Consider the following 14,490-nt stretch of genomic DNA (forward strand, 5'->3'; position numbering starts at 1 on the left):
GCGAAGCAGGCGAATCGGACGCCCGAGGGGCCGCAAGTGCAAGATCGCGCGGCGCGGGGTGGGGCGCTCGCGGGGAAGACGCTGCTGCGGGTGGGGGCGGTGGCGGTGCCGTTCCGGTGGCGGCCGGTGGTCGTGGCGGGGGTGCTTCTCGTGCTGCTCGCGGGTGCGGTGGTGCTGAGCCTGTCGCTGGGGACGCCGTACGTGGCGCCGGGCGACGTGGTCCGCTCGCTCTCCGGCGCGGGCACGCCGTACGACCTCGTGGTGCGCGACCTGCGACTGCCCCGCGCGGTGCTGGCGGCCCTGGCCGGCGCGGCGTTCGGCGTGGCCGGCACGCTGATCCAGAGCGTGGCCCGCAACCCGCTGGCCAGCCCCGACGTCATCGGTGTCACCCAGGGCGCCGGGCTGGCCGCGACCGTCGCGCTGACCGGCGGGGCGGCGGCGGTCCTGGTGGCCCCGGCGGCGCTGGTCGGCGGGCTGGCCGCGGCCGTCCTGGTGTTCGCGCTCGGCGCGCGGCACGGCCTGGCCGCGCAGCGGTTCGTGCTGGCCGGCGTGGCGGTGGCGTTCGCGTTCCGGGCGCTCACCGAGGTGGTGATGCTCACCGCCGACCCGATCGACGGCCTGCGCGCCCAGCTCTGGCTGATCGGCACCCTGGCCGGCAAGGGCTGGACCGAGGCCGGCTGGATCGCCGGCACCCTCCTCGTGCTGCTGCCGGTGCTGCTCTGGGCCGGCTGGGCGCTGCGTGGCTCGGCGCTGGACGACGACACCGCGCGGGGGATCGGGCTGCGTCCGGTGGCCCGCCGGATCGGGCTGGCCGGCACCGGCGTGCTGGCCGCCGCCGCCGTCACCGCGCAGGTCGGCGCCGTGGACTTCGTGGCGCTGGTCGCCCCGCAGGTGGCCCGCCGGCTGGTCCGCGCGGAACGGCCGCCGCTGCTGTGCGCCGCGCTGCTGGGCGCGTTGCTGCTGGTCCTCGCCGACCTGGCCGGACGCCGGCTGTTCGCGCCCACCCAACTGCCGGCCGGTGTGCTGACCGCGGCCATCGGCGGCCCGTACCTGATCTTCGTGCTGCTGCGCACCCGAGGGAGGCGGTCGTGACCGCGCTGCTGTCCACCCGCGACCTGGTCGTCGGCTACGAGGGCCGGACCGTGCTGGACGGGCTGGAGCTCGACCTGCCGGCCGACGCGTTCACGGTGATCGTCGGGCCGAACGCCTGCGGCAAGTCGACCCTGCTGCGCACCATGGCCCGGCTGCTCACGCCGCGCCGCGGCGCGGTGCTGCTCGACGGCGCGGCGATCCGTGACCTGCCCACCCGGGACGTGGCCCGGCGGCTCGGCGTGCTGCCGCAGAGCCCGCTGGTGCCCGAGGGGATCACCGTGGCCGACCTGGTCGGGCGCGGCCGGCAGCCGTACCAGCGGTGGTGGCGGCAGTGGTCGACCGAGGACGGCCGGGCCGTCGACGAGGCGATGCGCCTGGCCGACGTGACCGCGCTCGCCGACCGCCCGGTGGACACGCTCTCCGGTGGCCAGCGCCAGCGGGTCTGGATCGCGATGACGCTGGCCCAGGACACCGACGCGCTGCTGCTGGACGAGCCGACCACCTTCCTCGACCTGGCCCACCAGGTGGAGGTGCTCGACCTGCTGCACCGGCTGCGCGCCGAGCGGGGCCGGACCGTGGTGGCCGTGCTGCACGACCTCAACCAGGCCGCCCGCTACGCCGACCACCTGGTCGCCATGCGCGACGGCGCGCTGGTGGCCGCCGGCCCGCCGCGCGAGATCCTCACCGCCGACCTGGTCCGCGACGTCTTCGGGCTCGACTGTGTGGTCGTGCCCTGCCCGGTCACCGGCGCCCCGCTGGTGGTGCCCGCCCTCACCCAGACCTCGGCCGCTCCGGCCGGCACGCCGGCCGCGGCCGGCGCCCCCGTCGGCGACGCCTGAGCGCGCCGGCCCGCACCCGCACCACGGAAAGGAACCTGATGCGTCGTCTCGCCGCCGCACTCACCGCCGCCCTCGCCCTCGGGGTGGGCCTCACCGCCTGCGGGGAGAGCGACCCCGTCGCCGGCACCGGCTCCGGGGAGACCCGGGAGATCACCCACGCCATGGGCACCACCAAGGTGCCCGCCGAGCCCAAGCGCGTGGTGGTGCTCGACACCGACAAGATCGACACCGCGCTGTCCCTGGGCGTCACCCCGGTCGGCGCGGCCACCGCCGGTGAGGCGAAGAGCTGGCCCACCTACTTCGGCGCGGACAAGCTCGCCGGCATCAAGGAGGTCGGGGTGCTCACCGAGCCCGACCTGGAGGCGATCAACGCGCTCAAGCCGGACCTCATCCTCGGCAGCAAGTTCCGCCAGGAGAAGTTCTACGACGAGCTGTCCGCCATCGCGCCGACCGTGTTCACCGAGAAGGTGGGCATCACCTGGAAGGAGAACTTCCTCCTCGACGGCCAGGCCCTCGGCAGGGAGCAGCAGGCCAAGGACCTGCTGGCCACCTACGAGAAGCGGGCGAAGGACTTCGGCGCGGCGCTCGGCGACGCCCCGTCGCGGAAGATCTCCATCGTGCGCTTCATCCCGGGCAACATCCGGGTGTACGGCCCGGACTCGTTCTCCGGCATCGTGGTCGGCGACACCGGTCTCGGCCGCCCGCAGCGTCAGCTGCTGGAGGGCAAGGAGGACCGGCGCTTCGACCTGGTCAGCGCCGAACGCGTCAACGAGGTCGACGGCGACGTGGTGTTCGTGACCGCGTACGGCGAGAAGGCCGCCGCCGAGCAGGCCAAGGTCACCACCGGCAGCCTCTGGCAGGGCCTGTCCGCGGTCAAGGCGGGCAAGGCGCACGTGGTCTCCGACGAGGTGTGGATGACCGGCATCGGCGTCGGCGCCGCCAACAAGATCCTGGACGACCTGCAGAAGTACCTGGCCGCCTGAGGACCTCGCGCCACCACCGCGCCCGCCCGGGATCCGTCCTCGGCGGGCGCGGTCGCGTTCAGGCGACCAGCTGCCAGAGCAGGAACGCGTTGAGCGCCACCACGAGCGCGGTGATCAGCACCGCGACGGCCGTGGTGGCGGGGCGGTTGACCAGGCTGCCCATCAGGTCGCGGCGCCGGGTGAAGGCCACCACCGGGATCAGCGCGAACGGGATGCCGAAGCTCAGCACCACCTGGGACAGCACCAGCGCCCGGGTCGGGTCGACGCCGATCGCGAGCACGGCCAGCGCGGGCAGCAGCGTCACCGTCCGGCGCACCAGCAGCGGGATCCGGCGGCGCAGGAAACCCTGCATGATCACCTCGCCGGCGTACGTCCCGACGCTGGTCGAGGCGAGGCCGGACAGGAGCAGCGCCACGGCGAAGCCGACCGCCGCCGTGGCGCCGAGCGTGCCGGCCAGCCCGGCGTACACGCCCTCCAGCGTGTCGGTGCCGGGAATGCCGCTGCCGTGGAAGCTGGTGGCCGCGACCAGCAGCATGGCCAGGTTGACCCCGCCGGCGATGCCGAGCGCGACCAGCACGTCGACGCGCAGGCCCCTCGCCACCCTCCGCCGTTGCGCGTCGCCGCTGGTGCGGATGCGGTTCGGGGTCAGTGCCGAGTGCACGTAGATCACGTGCGGCATCACGGTCGCGCCGAGGATGCCGGCGGCGAGCAGCATGCTGTCGGTGCCCGCCGTGCGGGGCAGCAGCCCGCCGGCGGTGGCGGACAGGTCCGGCCCGGCGGTGACCAGGTTGACCGCGAACGCCAGCACGATCACGCCGAGCAGCACCGCGATGGCGATCTCGAACGTGCGGAAGCCCCGGGACCGCAGCGCCAGCACGGCGAACGCGGCGGTGCCGACGATCACGCCGCCGGGCAGCAGCGGAATGCCGAAGAGCAGGTGCAGGGCCACCGCGCCGCCGATCACCTCGGCCAGGTCGGTGGCCATGGCGACCAGCTCGGCCTGGGCCCACATGGCCCGGTTGAGCGGCCGGGGCAGGTGGTCCCGGCACAGCTCGGGCAGGCTGCGCCCGGTGGCCAGGCCGAGCTTGGCGGTGAGCGTCTGCACCAGCATGGCGGCCAGGTTCGCCGCCACGACGACCCACACCAGCAGGTAGCCGTAGCGCGCGCCGGCGGTGGAGTTGGTGGCGAAGTTGCCCGGGTCGACGTAGGCCACCGCGGCCACGAACGCCGGCCCGAGCAGGATGAGACGCCCGCGCGTGGCCGACGGTCGCGACGGCAGATCCTGCGCGGGGCCCGGCGGCGCGTGGCGCACCGGCGGAGCCGGCAGCCGCCGTGCAAGACGATCGGGCAGTGTCATGAGCCGAGCTTCGCGACCCTGCCTCGCGAATGCCCCAGATATTCCCTAAAGGGGAGCAACGGGGCGGCCACTCGGAGGAGTGGCCGCCCGTCGGAGACGTCGGTCAGGCGGCGGTGGACCAGATGGCCCGGAACGCGGCGGCCTCGCCGGCCAGCCACTGCTCGATCTGCTCGGGCTTGACGTCGGTGGGCATCCGGTGCGCCTCGCCACGACGCACGTCGACCAGCACCGGCTCGGCGTGCGGCAGCACCGCGTCCATGTGCCGGGCCATCAGGTGCAGCGTGGCCAGCGTCGCCTCCTCACTCGGTGGCGCCTCGTCGAAGTGCAGCCGGATGGCCTCGGCCCGGCCGTCGGCGAAGCGGACGCCGAACTGCGGGTTGATCTTGACGGGTAGGTCGCCCAGCATGGCCAGGGCGTCGCGGGTCTGGGCCAGGTCGACGCCGGCCGGCTCGCCGAGCGAGTGCAGCCAGCGGGTCGCGCCGGGCGTGAGCGCCTCGTAGAGCGGGCGCCAGCGCGGCTTGACCAGGTCGGCCACCTGGGCGAGGTGGGTGCCGCCGGTGTGGAACGCGACGTCGGCCTTGAGTGCCTTGACGAACTGGCCGTGCGGGTTGAACCCGTGCCGACTCGCTCGCTGGCGACGCAGGCCGCCGACGAAGGTGGCCTTGGTGGGGCCGGTGCGATCCACGTAGCGGGTGAACCCGAGCAGGGTGGCGTAGGGGGTGACGGGGGCAGCGGAGGTGGGCGCAGTCACGAGCATCCTCCCAGGTCAGAAGCTCGATTAGTACATACATTCTAATCGACGGGGCTGACATCGCCCAGGGCACGAAAAGGGCCGCCCGGACATCCCGGGCGGCCCTTTTTCGCGCAGTCCTAGAGCTGGCCGACGTCGGTGATCCGGACCACCGCCGCGCCCACCTCGTCCGAGGCGGCCAGGTCGATCTCGGCGCTGATGCCCCAGTCGTGGTCACCGTCCGGGTCGTCCAGGATCTGCCGCACGGTCCACCGCTCGCGGCCCTGCTCGATCATCAGCAGCGCCGGCCCGCGGGCGTCCGGACCCACCCCGATCGCGTCGTACGTCGCGAAATACGGCTCCAGCGCGTCGGCCCACGCGTCGGCGTTCCAGCCGTCGCCGGCGTCCAGCTCGCCGAGCAGGTCCCAGCGGCGCAGGGCGGCCAGCTCGACCCGGCGGAACAGCGCGTTGCGCACCAGCACCCGGAACGCCCGCGCGTTGCGGGTCACCGCCGGCGGCCGGTCGTCCAGCGAGGCGGCCACCTCGGCCACGTCGGACGGGTTGCGCAGCCGCTCCCACTCGTCGATCAGGCTGGAGTCGACCTGGCGGACCAGCTCGCCCAGCCACTCGATGAGGTCGACCAGCTCCTCGGTCTTGGCGTCCTCCGGCACGGTCTGCCGCAGCGTCTTGTACGCGTCGGCGAGGTAGCGCAGGACCAGGCCCTCGGACCGGGACAGGCCGTAGAACTGGACGTACTCGGGGAACGTCATGGCCCGCTCGTACATGTCCCGGACCACGGACTTGGGGGAGAGCTGGTGGTCGGCGACCCAGGGGTGGCCCTGCCGGTACATCTCGTACGCGGCCTCCAGCAGCTCGGCCAGGGGCTTGGGCCAGGTCACCTCGTCGAGCAGTTCGAGGCGGGCCTCGTACTCGATGCCCTCGGCCTTCATCGCGGCGACCGCCTCGCCGCGGGCCTTGAACTGCTGCGCGGAGAGGATCTGCCGCGGGTCGTCGAGGATCGCCTCGATCACGCTGAGCACGTCCAGCGCGTACGACGGGGACTCCCGGTCGAGCAGCTCGACGGTGGCCAGGGCGAGCGGGGACAGCGGCTGGTTGAGCGCGAAGTCGAGCTGGAGGTCGACGGTGAGGCGTACCCGGCGGCCGGTCTCGTCCGGCTCGGGCAGCTCCTCGACCACGCCGCCGGCCCGCAGCGCCCGGTAGATGGCGATGGCCCGGCGGATGTGCCGGCGCTGGGCGGCCGGGTCCTCGTGGTTGTCGGTGAGCAGGTGCCGCATCGAGGCGAACGCGTCGCCGGGGCGGCCGATCACGTTGAGCAGCATCGAGTGGCTGACCTGGAAGCTGGACGTCAGCGGCTCCGGCTCGGCCTCGACCAGGCGCTGGAACGTCGGCTCGCCCCAGCCGATCGAGCCCTCCGGCGGCTTCTTCTTCACCACCTTGCGGCGCTTCTTCGGGTCGTCGCCGGCCTTGGCGAGCGCCTTCTCGTTCTCGATCACGTGCTCGGGGGCCTGCACCACCACCCGGCCCAGCGTGTCGAACCCGGCCCGCCCGGCCCGGCCGGCGATCTGGTGGAACTCGCGGGCCTTGAGCAGGCGCGTCCGCACCCCGTCGTACTTCGACAGGCCGGTGAACAGCACGGTGCGGATGGGCACGTTGATGCCGACGCCGAGCGTGTCCGTGCCGCAGATGACCTTGAGCAGGCCGGCCTGGGCGAGCGTCTCCACCAGGCGGCGGTATTTCGGCAGCATGCCGGCGTGGTGCACGCCGATGCCGTGCCGGACCAGTCGGGACAGCGTCTTGCCGAAGCCGGAGGTGAACCGGAAGTTGCCGATCGCCTGGGCGATCATGTCCTTCTCGGCGCGGGTGCAGACGTTCACGCTCATCAGCGCCTGGGCGCGTTCCAGCGCGGCGGCCTGGGTGAAGTGCACCACGTACACCGGGGCCTGCTTGGTCTCCAGCAGCTCCTCGAGCGTCTCGTGCAGCGGCGTGGTCGCGTACGAGAACAGGAGCGGGACCGGCCGCTCGGCCGAGCGGACGACGGCGGTCGGCCGGCCGGTGCGCCGGGTCAGGTCGTCGACGAAGCGGGTGGTGTCGCCGAGCGTGGCGGACATCAGCACGAACTGGGCCTGTGGCAGCTCGATCAGCGGCACCTGCCAGGCCCAGCCCCGGTCCGGCTCGGCGTAGAAGTGGAACTCGTCCATGATCACCTGGCCGACGTCGGCCCGGCGGCCCTCGCGCAGCGCCAGGTTGGCCAGGATCTCCGCGGTGCAGCAGATGATCGGGGCGTCGGCGTTGACGCTGGCGTCGCCGGTGAGCATGCCGACGTTCTCGGCGCCGAACACCTCGCAGAGCGCGAAGAACTTCTCCGAGACCAGCGCCTTGATCGGCGCGGTGTAGAAGGTCGTCCGGTCGTCTGCGAGGGCCGCGAAGTGCGCCGCGATCGCCACCAGGCTCTTGCCCGAGCCGGTCGGCGTATTCATGATCACGTTCGCGCCGGAGACGATCTCGATGACCGCCTCCTCCTGGTGCGGATAGAGGTCGAGGCCGCGCTCGGACGCCCAGGAGGCGAACGCGTCGTAGAGGGTGTCGGGGTCGGCGGTCTTCGGCAGCGCGGCGGTGAGAGTCATGGCGGCTCCCATCGTGCCTGGATCACACCGCGCCGCGCCAACCGGGCTCAGCGCCGCCGGTGGATCAGGTCGAAGATCTCCCGGCCGGCGGTCAGCGCGCGCCGCTCGAACTTCGTCACGGGCCGGTGCGCCGGACGCGGCGCGAAGCCGCCGTGCACATCCACCAGCTCCGGGTCGGCGGTCAACGTCGCGCGCATCGACTCGGCGTACTCGGCCCAGTCGGTGGCGCAGTGCAGCGTGCCGCCCGGCGCCAGCCGGGACCGCAGCAACGCCACGTGCGCCGGCGCGATGATCCGCCGCTTGTGGTGGCGGGTCTTCGGCCACGGGTCCGGGAAGTAGACGTGCACCGCGTCCAGGCACCCCTGCGGCATGGCCCGCACCAGGTCCAACGCGTCGCCCTCGGCCACCCGGACGTTGTCCAGGCCGTGCCGCTCGACCAGGTCGAGGAGGTTGGCGATTCCCGGCGTGTGGACTTCGACCGCCAGATAGTGTCGGTCCCGGTCGGCCGCCGCCATCGCGGCGGTGGCGTCGCCCATGCCGGAGCCGATCTCCAGCACCAGCGGCGCCCGCCGCCCGAACAGCGTCGTCGGATCGCACGGCCCGTCGAGGGCGGCGATCTGGAGGCCGTACGCGGGCCAGAGCCGGGTCAGCGCGTCGCGCTGCCGGTCGCTCATCCGACCGCGACGCGGGTGGAAGGTCCGGATGCGGGCGGTGGGGGTGTCGGTGGTGGTCACAGCGACCCGAGCCTACGCGACCGGCGGCCCGGATCGGATGTGATGTGCGGCCGGGGGTGAGAGGATTCATCCCGTACGCCGGGAGGGTTCATGGGGTCAGTCAGGGGACGTGCGGCGCTGCTGGTCGCGGTTGCCGCGTGCGCCGCCCCGCTGGTCGGCGCGGCGCCCGCCCCGGCCGCGCCGCGCGCCGCCGAGCCGGTGCCGGGTCAGCCGCCCCCGGCCGACGTGATCTTCGTCGAGGTGACACCCGGCACCGTCCAGCCGGGCTACCTGGTCGGCATCCGGGCGAGCTGTCGGGACAACTCGGTGCCCGCGATCGTGGTCTCCGACGCCTTCGGCCGGATCCAGGTGCAGCCGCAACGCGGCCTGCTCACCGCCTCGCCGATGGTCAACGAGCGCACGCGGCCCGGCAACTATCGGGTCAAGCTGGAGTGCCCGGGCGGGGAGACGGCGTCCACCATGCTCCAGGTGGTCAAGCAAGCCGAGCCCACCCACCGGCCCACGCACCAGCCCAGCCACGTCCCCAGCCGCGGCCCGGCGACCGGGTTCGGCGGCACCGCCGGCCCTGGCCTCGGTGGCCTGCTGGTGCCGATCGGGCTGGCCGTGACCATGGTCGGCGCCGGGCTCGGCGTGGCCGCGTCCCGCCGGCAGTCCCGCGGCGCCGCCGGGCGCTGAGTCCGATGGACGAGCACACCGTCCCGCCGCCCGGCCGCTCCCGGCTGTCCGGCTGGGCGCTGTTCGCCCTGCCGCCGGCCGGCCCGCCGCCCGGACGCGGCCGGCCCTCCGGTAAGCCGGTCTCCGGCCCGCCGGCCCCGCCGCCGGGGCGGGACCGGGGTCGCGGTCCCTGGTCGAAGCCGCTGGCCGTGGTGCTGGTGCTGGTCGGCGTGTTCGCCACCGGCGCCGGTCTCGGCCGGACCGCCGGGCCGTTCGACTGGACCGACGCGTCGGCCGGGTCGAGCCAACCGCCGCCGCCCGCGCCGGCGCCGGTCCGGAAACCGGCCAGCCTGCCGGTCCGTCTGGCGGTGCCGGCCATCAAGGTCACCGCGCCGGTCACCCCGGTCGGCCAGGCGCGGGACGGTTCGGTGGACGTGCCGCCGCTGACCGAGCACAACCAGACCGGCTGGTACGACCGGGGCGCGGTCCCGGGCGAGCCGGGCCGGGCGATCATCGTCGGTCACGTCGACACCAAGAGCGGTCCGGCCGTGTTCTACCGGCTGCACAGCCTGAAGCCGGGTGCCCGGATCCAGGTGACCCGGTCGGACCGCACGGTGGTGACCTTCAAGGTCGACAGCGTCGAGTACTTCGACAAGGCGAACCTGCCGGCCGCCCGAGTGTACGGCGACTCCGGCCCGTCGGAGCTGCGCCTGATCACCTGCGGCGGGGAGTGGGTCGGCGGACGCACCGGTTACGAGGACAACGTGATCGTCTTCGCCTCCCGCGTCCTTTGACCAGCCTCGCCACCCGCAGCGGATTCCCGGCGGGACGACGGTGTGACCGAGCGCGATATACCGCCGAGTCATATTTATGACCAGGCGGTATATCGCTACGGAGTCGAACTGTCGGCGCAGCCTGATGTGGATCACCGGAGCCGGAGCCGGAGCCCGAGCCCGAGCCCGAGCCGGAGCCGGAGCCCGAGCCGGAGCCGGGTGGGTTGTCGCTGCGACTCGGAGACGTGGTGCGGCCGGGAGGTGCCGGAGCCGCCAGGCCGGGGGACCTGGGTGGGTCAGGGGGTCGGGGAAACCTGGTGGACCACTTCGAACTCCAGCAGGGTGGCGCCGGTGGCGACCGGCTTGCGGGGCTCGGCGCCCTCGGGGGCGGCGTGCGCGGCCCGCGCCGGTCCCTGGGCCCAGGCCTGGTAGTCCGCCTCCGTCTCCCACCTGGTGTAGACGAAGTAGCGGCTCTCCCCGGCCACCGGGCGCAGCAGCTCGAAGCCCAGGAAGCCGGGGGAGTTCTCCACCGCGCCGGCCCGGGCCGCGAACCGCTTCTCCAGCTCCGCGCCCGCTCCGGGCGGGACGTCGATCGCGTTGATCTTCACGACTGCCATGCCTCCACCCTACGGCGGCTCAGAACGCCTCGACGGCGGGCACCAGGTCGGCGTCGACCACGATCGGGGCGTGGTCGGAGGGGCCCTTGCCCTTGCGGGCCTCCCGGTCCACGTATGCCGAGCGGACCGCGCGGGCGAACGGCGCGGTGGCGTAGACCAGGTCGATCCGCATGCCCTTGTTCTGGTGGAACATCCCGGCCCGGTAGTCCCAGTAGGTGAACGGGTGCGGGCCCTTCATCGGGGTCGGCACCACGTCCTCCAGGCCCAGGTCGCGCAGCGCCGCCAGGGCGGCCCGCTCGGCCGGCGTGACGTGGGTGGAGGTGGCGAACAGGGCCGGGTCCCACACGTCGGCGTCGGTCGGGGCGACGTTGAAGTCGCCGCAGACGGCGAGTGGGAGAGCGGCGGCCACCTCCGCCTCCAGGGCGTCGCGCAGCGCGGCGAACCAGGCCAGCTTGTACGTGTAGTGCGGGTCGTCCGGGGCGCGGCCGTTCGGCACGTACACCGACCACACCCGCAGGCCGGCGCAGGTGGCGGCGATGGCCCGGGCCTCCGGCTCGGGGAACCCGGGCTCGCCGGGGAACCCGACCGCCACGTCGGCCAGCCCGACCCGGGACAGCACGGCCACCCCGTTCCACCGGCCGTCGCTGTGGCTGGCCACCTCGTAGCCCAGCTCGCTCACCTCGGCGACGGGGAACGCCCCGTCCGGGCACTTCGTCTCCTGCAGGCAGACGACGTCGGGCTTCGTGGTGGCCAGCCAGTCGAGCAGCCGGGGCAGGCGGGCCTTCACCGAGTTGACGTTCCAGGTCGCCAGGCGCATGTCCCCAGCCTGCCGCATCCCCGGCCGCCCCGCCGGGTCAGCGCTCCGGGGTGTCGCCCGGGTGGGTCTGCTCGGCGAGGAAGCGTTCCAGCTCGGCGCCCAGCTCGTCGGCCGTGGGCAGCGGCCCGGTCTCGGCGGCGAGCAGGCTCTTCTCGCCGCGGCCCCGGGCGAACGTGTCGTACTGCTCCTCAAGGGCCTGGACCAGCGTGGCCGCCTCCTCGGTCTGGGCGACCTGGCGGTCGATCTCCACCCGGACCACCTCGGCGGCGGTCCGCAGGCCGTCGCGGGGCAGCAGCAGGCCGGTGCCCCGCGACACGGCGGCGAGCAGCGCCTCGGCGGCGGCCGGGTATTCGGTCTGGGCGACGTAGTGCGGCACGTGCGCGGCGAAGCCGAGGGCGTCGCGGCCCTGCTCGCCGAGGCGGTATTCCAGCAGGTGCCCGACGCTGGCCGGCACCTGCACCTTCTGCAACCACGGCTCGTGTCCGGAGATCAGCTCCGGCCGGGTGGCGTGCGCGGTGACGCCGCTGGGCCGGGTGTGCGGGACGGCCATCGGGATCGAGTTGAGCCCGACCGTGAGCCGGACGTCGAGGCGGGCCGACAGGCCGGCGACGGCGGCCACGAAACGCTCCCACTGCAGGTCCGGCTCGGGGCCGGTGAGCAGGAGGAACGGCGTCTCGTCGTCGTCGTGCAGCAGGTGCAGCTCCAGCGCCGGGGCGTCGTAGTCGGCCCAGTGGTCCTCGACGAAGGTCATGACGGGCCGGCGGGAGCGGTAGTCGAAGAGCTGGTCGACGTCGAAGCGGGCGATCACCCGGGTGTCCAGCGAGGTGAGCAGCTGCTCCCGGGCCAGCCGGGAGGCGCTGCCGGCGTCGACGAAGCCGGTGAGCGCCTGGATCAGCACCGGCTGGCCGAGGTCGGGCAGCTCGTCGGTGAGTTCGTAGAGCTCGTGTGGGTCGAGCACCGGTGGGGTCCTCCCTGTCGACGCGTACGGAAGCGCCGCGCGCACGGCGCCCCCGGTTCGGCCAACGTACCGGGGGGTGTGGTCCATTCCGTTACGGACCGGTCCGCTGCCCGGTTGGTGATCACAATTCGGCCACGCCCGGATCGGCCGGCCCACCGCCGTATCGTCCGAACGGACGAGTTAGTGGATCATCGGCCGGGAGGTGGGCGGCTGCGAGGTTCCTGCCCGCGCCGCCCGCGCTCGCGGCGGACCGGAGGTTGGCCCGGTTCGCGAGGTCCGACCACGAGCGGGGGGCTGTGTACGGCAATGTCGGGCAGATCCGGACCAAAGTGTGGCGAGGGCCACCCTTTAGGCCTGGGTGATCCCGGTTTGCCCTGCCTAGCCTCGTCGGATGCGTGACGACGGCACCCTCGACGACCCGAACGGCCCCGGCCGCCCGGCTGACCGTTCGGACGATACCCCCTCGACCGATCCGACAACCTCCTGCTCGCCGGCAACCGCCGGCACCTGGCGTACCCGTTTCCGGGCCCTGCGCACCCCGCCGGCCCCCCGGCCCGGCCGGACGAGGCTCGCGGTCGCCACCGGCGCGGCCTGCTGCCTCGGCCTGGTCGGCGTCAGCCAGGTGGGCTTCGGCGCCCCTGAGCGCGCCCCGTCCCCGGCCCCCACCGCCGAGGCCGCCGAGCGGGCGGCGGTGGACGCCGCCTCCCGCGGCATGGCCCGGCCCAGCATCGCGCCGACCACACCCAGCGCCACCCCCTCCCCGACCGTCACGGCCAAGGCGAAGCCGAAGGCCAAGCCGAAGCCGAAGCCGCGGCGGATCGTCCCGGTCGCCGGCCTGACCCGGACCCAGATGGACAACGCCACGCAGATTGTGCGGGCCGGCCGGGAGATGGGCGTGCCGCGCCGGGGACTGGTCATCGCGGTGGCCACCGCGATGCAGGAGAGCACCCTGCTCAACTACGCCAGCGGCGTGCTGCCCGAGTCGCAGGAGTACCCGCACCAGGCGATCGGCTGGGACCACGACTCGGTCGGGCTGTTCCAGCAGCGGCCGAGCAGCGGCTGGGGCACCGTCGCCGAGCTGATGGACCCCGAGTACGCGACCAAGGCGTTCCTCTCCGCCCTGGAGGAGATCCCCGGCTGGCAGGACATGCCGCTCTCGGTCGCCGCCCAGGCGGTCCAGATCTCCGCGTTCCCCGACGCGTACGCGCAGCACGAGTGGCGGGCCGGCGAGGTGGTGGCGGAGATCCTGGGCTGACCGGTGTGGACGGTTGCCGGACGGCCGGTCCGGGTATCAGGGACTTGCCGGTTCCAGGTACACATGATGGGGACCGCGGACAGGAGGACGTCATGTCGCTGATGCAACGGATCACCGCCTTCCTGCGGTCGCCGCGCGGCCAGCAGCTGGTCGACCGCGGCCGGCGGGAGATGGCCAAGCCGGAGAACCAGGCCCGGCTGCGGCAGATCGCCACCCGGCTGTCGTCGAACCGCCGGCGCTGACCCGCCCGCCCCCGCCCGACGAGCCTCGGAGCCCCCCGTGACCGACCCCGCCCCCGTCGACGGGCAGCACAACGCCGCCCCGGTCCCGCCGGTGGACGCGCCCGAGGCGCCCCCGGCCCCGCTCTGGGACCGGATGCGCGAGGACCCGCAGTACGCGCCTGAGCACCTGGCCCTGGAGGCGGTGCGCCGGCTCGGCCCGGAGGCCGCGCAGTGGGCCGCCCGGGAGCGGGCGCTGCGGCCGGACGTGCCGGCCGAGCACCTGGCCGACCAGGCGGTCCGCCGGTTCGTCAACCACGCCCGGCTCTCCGGCGCGGTCTCCGGCGCCGCCGGGCTGCCCGGGGCCGTCATCGACGTCGGCGTGCTGGCCTGGACCCAGGCCCGGCTGGTGCTGCACGTGGCGGCGGCCTACGGCGCCGACCCGACGCACACCGACCGGGCGACGGACCTGCTGGTGCTCCAGCGCGTGCACAAGGTCGCCGAGACCGCCCGGCTGGCGCTCGGCGTGGCCGCCGGCCGGGAGCGCGCCGGCGCGCTGTTCGGCTCGGCCGGCGACCGGGCGCTGGGCCGGGTGATGCTCCAGCTCGGGGTGCGGCTGGCCCGGATGGCCGGCGTGCGCGCCGCCAAGCGGATGTTCGCCAAGGTCGTCCCGGGCGCCGCCATCGTGCTCGGCACCTGGGCCAACTCCTCGGCCACCAAGGAACTCGCCGACCGGGCCCGGTCGCTCTACCGCGACGCCGGCCCCCGCCAACTGCCCGGGCCGCGCCAACCCTGACCGGCGGTCGGCCCGCTCGCCG

Annotated in this window: 15 protein-coding genes; 8 read left to right on the plus strand and 7 right to left on the minus strand. The window is 74.1% G+C overall.

The features are described from left to right. Window positions 1-36 precede the first annotated feature (36 nt). From O7600_RS29460 to O7600_RS29470, 3 genes are read left to right on the plus strand one after another with little or no spacing between them, the layout of a single operon-like run. On the plus strand, window positions 37-1,092 hold the full coding sequence (locus O7600_RS29460; RefSeq protein WP_281591613.1) for an iron ABC transporter permease: 1,056 nt from the start codon (window positions 37-39) through the stop codon (window positions 1,090-1,092). After that, window positions 1,089-1,931: an ABC transporter ATP-binding protein gene (locus O7600_RS29465; RefSeq protein WP_281591614.1), complete on the plus strand. Its 843-nt coding sequence runs from the start codon at window positions 1,089-1,091 to the stop codon at window positions 1,929-1,931. The genes O7600_RS29460 and O7600_RS29465 overlap by 4 nt, the downstream gene beginning before the upstream one ends. Before the next feature lie 38 nt (window positions 1,932-1,969). After that, a complete protein-coding gene (locus O7600_RS29470) occupies window positions 1,970-2,914 on the plus strand; it encodes an iron-siderophore ABC transporter substrate-binding protein (RefSeq protein WP_281591615.1) in 945 nt (314 codons plus the stop codon). A 58-nt stretch (window positions 2,915-2,972) separates the two neighbouring features. On the opposite strand, the gene O7600_RS29475 is transcribed toward O7600_RS29470, so the two are convergent. The 4 genes from O7600_RS29475 to trmB form a co-directional block, all read right to left on the minus strand. Continuing rightward, window positions 2,973-4,271 (minus strand): Nramp family divalent metal transporter, encoded by a 1,299-nt coding sequence (locus O7600_RS29475; protein ID WP_281591616.1) that lies wholly within the window; start codon window positions 4,269-4,271, stop codon window positions 2,973-2,975. A gap of 103 nt (window positions 4,272-4,374) precedes the next feature. Continuing rightward, window positions 4,375-5,022, minus strand: a complete 648-nt coding sequence (locus tag O7600_RS29480; protein WP_281591617.1) for a hypothetical protein — start codon at window positions 5,020-5,022, stop codon at window positions 4,375-4,377. Window positions 5,023-5,141: 119 nt separating this feature from the next. Continuing rightward, window positions 5,142-7,646: a DEAD/DEAH box helicase gene (locus O7600_RS29485; protein ID WP_281591618.1), complete on the minus strand. Its 2,505-nt coding sequence runs from the start codon at window positions 7,644-7,646 to the stop codon at window positions 5,142-5,144. Window positions 7,647-7,693: 47 nt separating this feature from the next. After that, window positions 7,694-8,320, minus strand: coding sequence for a tRNA (guanosine(46)-N7)-methyltransferase TrmB (gene trmB, locus O7600_RS29490; RefSeq protein WP_281594297.1), 627 nt, complete (start codon window positions 8,318-8,320; stop codon window positions 7,694-7,696). Window positions 8,321-8,470: 150 nt separating this feature from the next. On the opposite strand from trmB, the gene O7600_RS29495 reads away from it, so the two are divergent. Both O7600_RS29495 and O7600_RS29500 read left to right on the plus strand, forming a co-directional pair. After that, window positions 8,471-9,055: a hypothetical protein gene (locus tag O7600_RS29495; RefSeq protein ID WP_281591619.1), complete on the plus strand. Its 585-nt coding sequence runs from the start codon at window positions 8,471-8,473 to the stop codon at window positions 9,053-9,055. A gap of 5 nt (window positions 9,056-9,060) precedes the next feature. Next, a complete protein-coding gene (locus tag O7600_RS29500; protein WP_281591620.1) occupies window positions 9,061-9,828 on the plus strand; it encodes a class F sortase in 768 nt (255 codons plus the stop codon). Window positions 9,829-10,103: 275 nt separating this feature from the next. Here O7600_RS29500 and O7600_RS29505 read toward each other — a convergent pair whose 3' ends face one another. Genes O7600_RS29505 through O7600_RS29515 form a run of 3 tightly spaced genes read right to left on the minus strand, consistent with a single transcriptional unit; the run spans window position 10,104 to window position 12,199 of the window. Then, a complete protein-coding gene (locus O7600_RS29505; RefSeq protein ID WP_281591621.1) occupies window positions 10,104-10,424 on the minus strand; it encodes an antibiotic biosynthesis monooxygenase in 321 nt (106 codons plus the stop codon). A gap of 19 nt (window positions 10,425-10,443) precedes the next feature. After that, entirely contained in the window at window positions 10,444-11,241 is a 798-nt protein-coding gene (locus O7600_RS29510) for an exodeoxyribonuclease III (protein WP_281591622.1), read from the minus strand. A 37-nt stretch (window positions 11,242-11,278) separates the two neighbouring features. Further along, a complete protein-coding gene (locus O7600_RS29515) occupies window positions 11,279-12,199 on the minus strand; it encodes a PAC2 family protein (protein WP_091578429.1) in 921 nt (306 codons plus the stop codon). Between the two features lie 391 nt (window positions 12,200-12,590). Between O7600_RS29515 and O7600_RS29520 the strand changes: the two genes are divergently transcribed. The 3 genes from O7600_RS29520 to O7600_RS29530 all read left to right on the plus strand — a co-directional run bounded on the left by O7600_RS29520 (window position 12,591) and on the right by O7600_RS29530 (window position 14,468). Beyond that, window positions 12,591-13,454 carry a peptidase M23 gene (locus tag O7600_RS29520; RefSeq protein ID WP_281591623.1) on the plus strand — a complete coding sequence of 288 codons (864 nt, stop codon included), beginning with the start codon at window positions 12,591-12,593 and terminating at the stop codon, window positions 13,452-13,454. Window positions 13,455-13,546: 92 nt separating this feature from the next. After that, complete coding sequence (locus tag O7600_RS29525; protein WP_172967812.1) at window positions 13,547-13,696, plus strand: hypothetical protein; 150 nt, start codon at window positions 13,547-13,549, stop codon at window positions 13,694-13,696. A gap of 37 nt (window positions 13,697-13,733) precedes the next feature. Beyond that, window positions 13,734-14,468 carry an EcsC family protein gene (locus O7600_RS29530; RefSeq protein ID WP_281591624.1) on the plus strand — a complete coding sequence of 245 codons (735 nt, stop codon included), beginning with the start codon at window positions 13,734-13,736 and terminating at the stop codon, window positions 14,466-14,468. The last annotated feature ends 22 nt before the right edge of the window (window positions 14,469-14,490 follow it).

This window comes from Micromonospora sp. WMMA1998 (genome assembly GCF_027497375.1).
Lineage (GTDB): Bacteria > Actinomycetota > Actinomycetes > Mycobacteriales > Micromonosporaceae > Micromonospora > Micromonospora sediminicola.

What these genes read in the sequence shown, in the direction of transcription:
- O7600_RS29470 (WP_281591615.1), top strand. Translation starts at nt 1,970, where the DNA reads ATGCGTCGTCTCGCCGCCGCACTCACCGCCGCCCTCGCCCTCGGGGTG.
- O7600_RS29475 (WP_281591616.1), bottom strand. Translation starts at nt 4,271, where the DNA reads ATGACACTGCCCGATCGTCTTGCACGGCGGCTGCCGGCTCCGCCGGTG.
- O7600_RS29485 (WP_281591618.1), bottom strand. Translation starts at nt 7,646, where the DNA reads ATGACTCTCACCGCCGCGCTGCCGAAGACCGCCGACCCCGACACCCTC.
- trmB (WP_281594297.1), bottom strand. Translation starts at nt 8,320, where the DNA reads ATGAGCGACCGGCAGCGCGACGCGCTGACCCGGCTCTGGCCCGCGTAC.
- O7600_RS29495 (WP_281591619.1), top strand. Translation starts at nt 8,471, where the DNA reads ATGGGGTCAGTCAGGGGACGTGCGGCGCTGCTGGTCGCGGTTGCCGCG.
- O7600_RS29500 (WP_281591620.1), top strand. Translation starts at nt 9,061, where the DNA reads ATGGACGAGCACACCGTCCCGCCGCCCGGCCGCTCCCGGCTGTCCGGC.
- O7600_RS29505 (WP_281591621.1), bottom strand. Translation starts at nt 10,424, where the DNA reads ATGGCAGTCGTGAAGATCAACGCGATCGACGTCCCGCCCGGAGCGGGC.
- O7600_RS29510 (WP_281591622.1), bottom strand. Translation starts at nt 11,241, where the DNA reads ATGCGCCTGGCGACCTGGAACGTCAACTCGGTGAAGGCCCGCCTGCCC.
- O7600_RS29520 (WP_281591623.1), top strand. Translation starts at nt 12,591, where the DNA reads ATGCGTGACGACGGCACCCTCGACGACCCGAACGGCCCCGGCCGCCCG.
- O7600_RS29525 (WP_172967812.1), top strand. Translation starts at nt 13,547, where the DNA reads ATGTCGCTGATGCAACGGATCACCGCCTTCCTGCGGTCGCCGCGCGGC.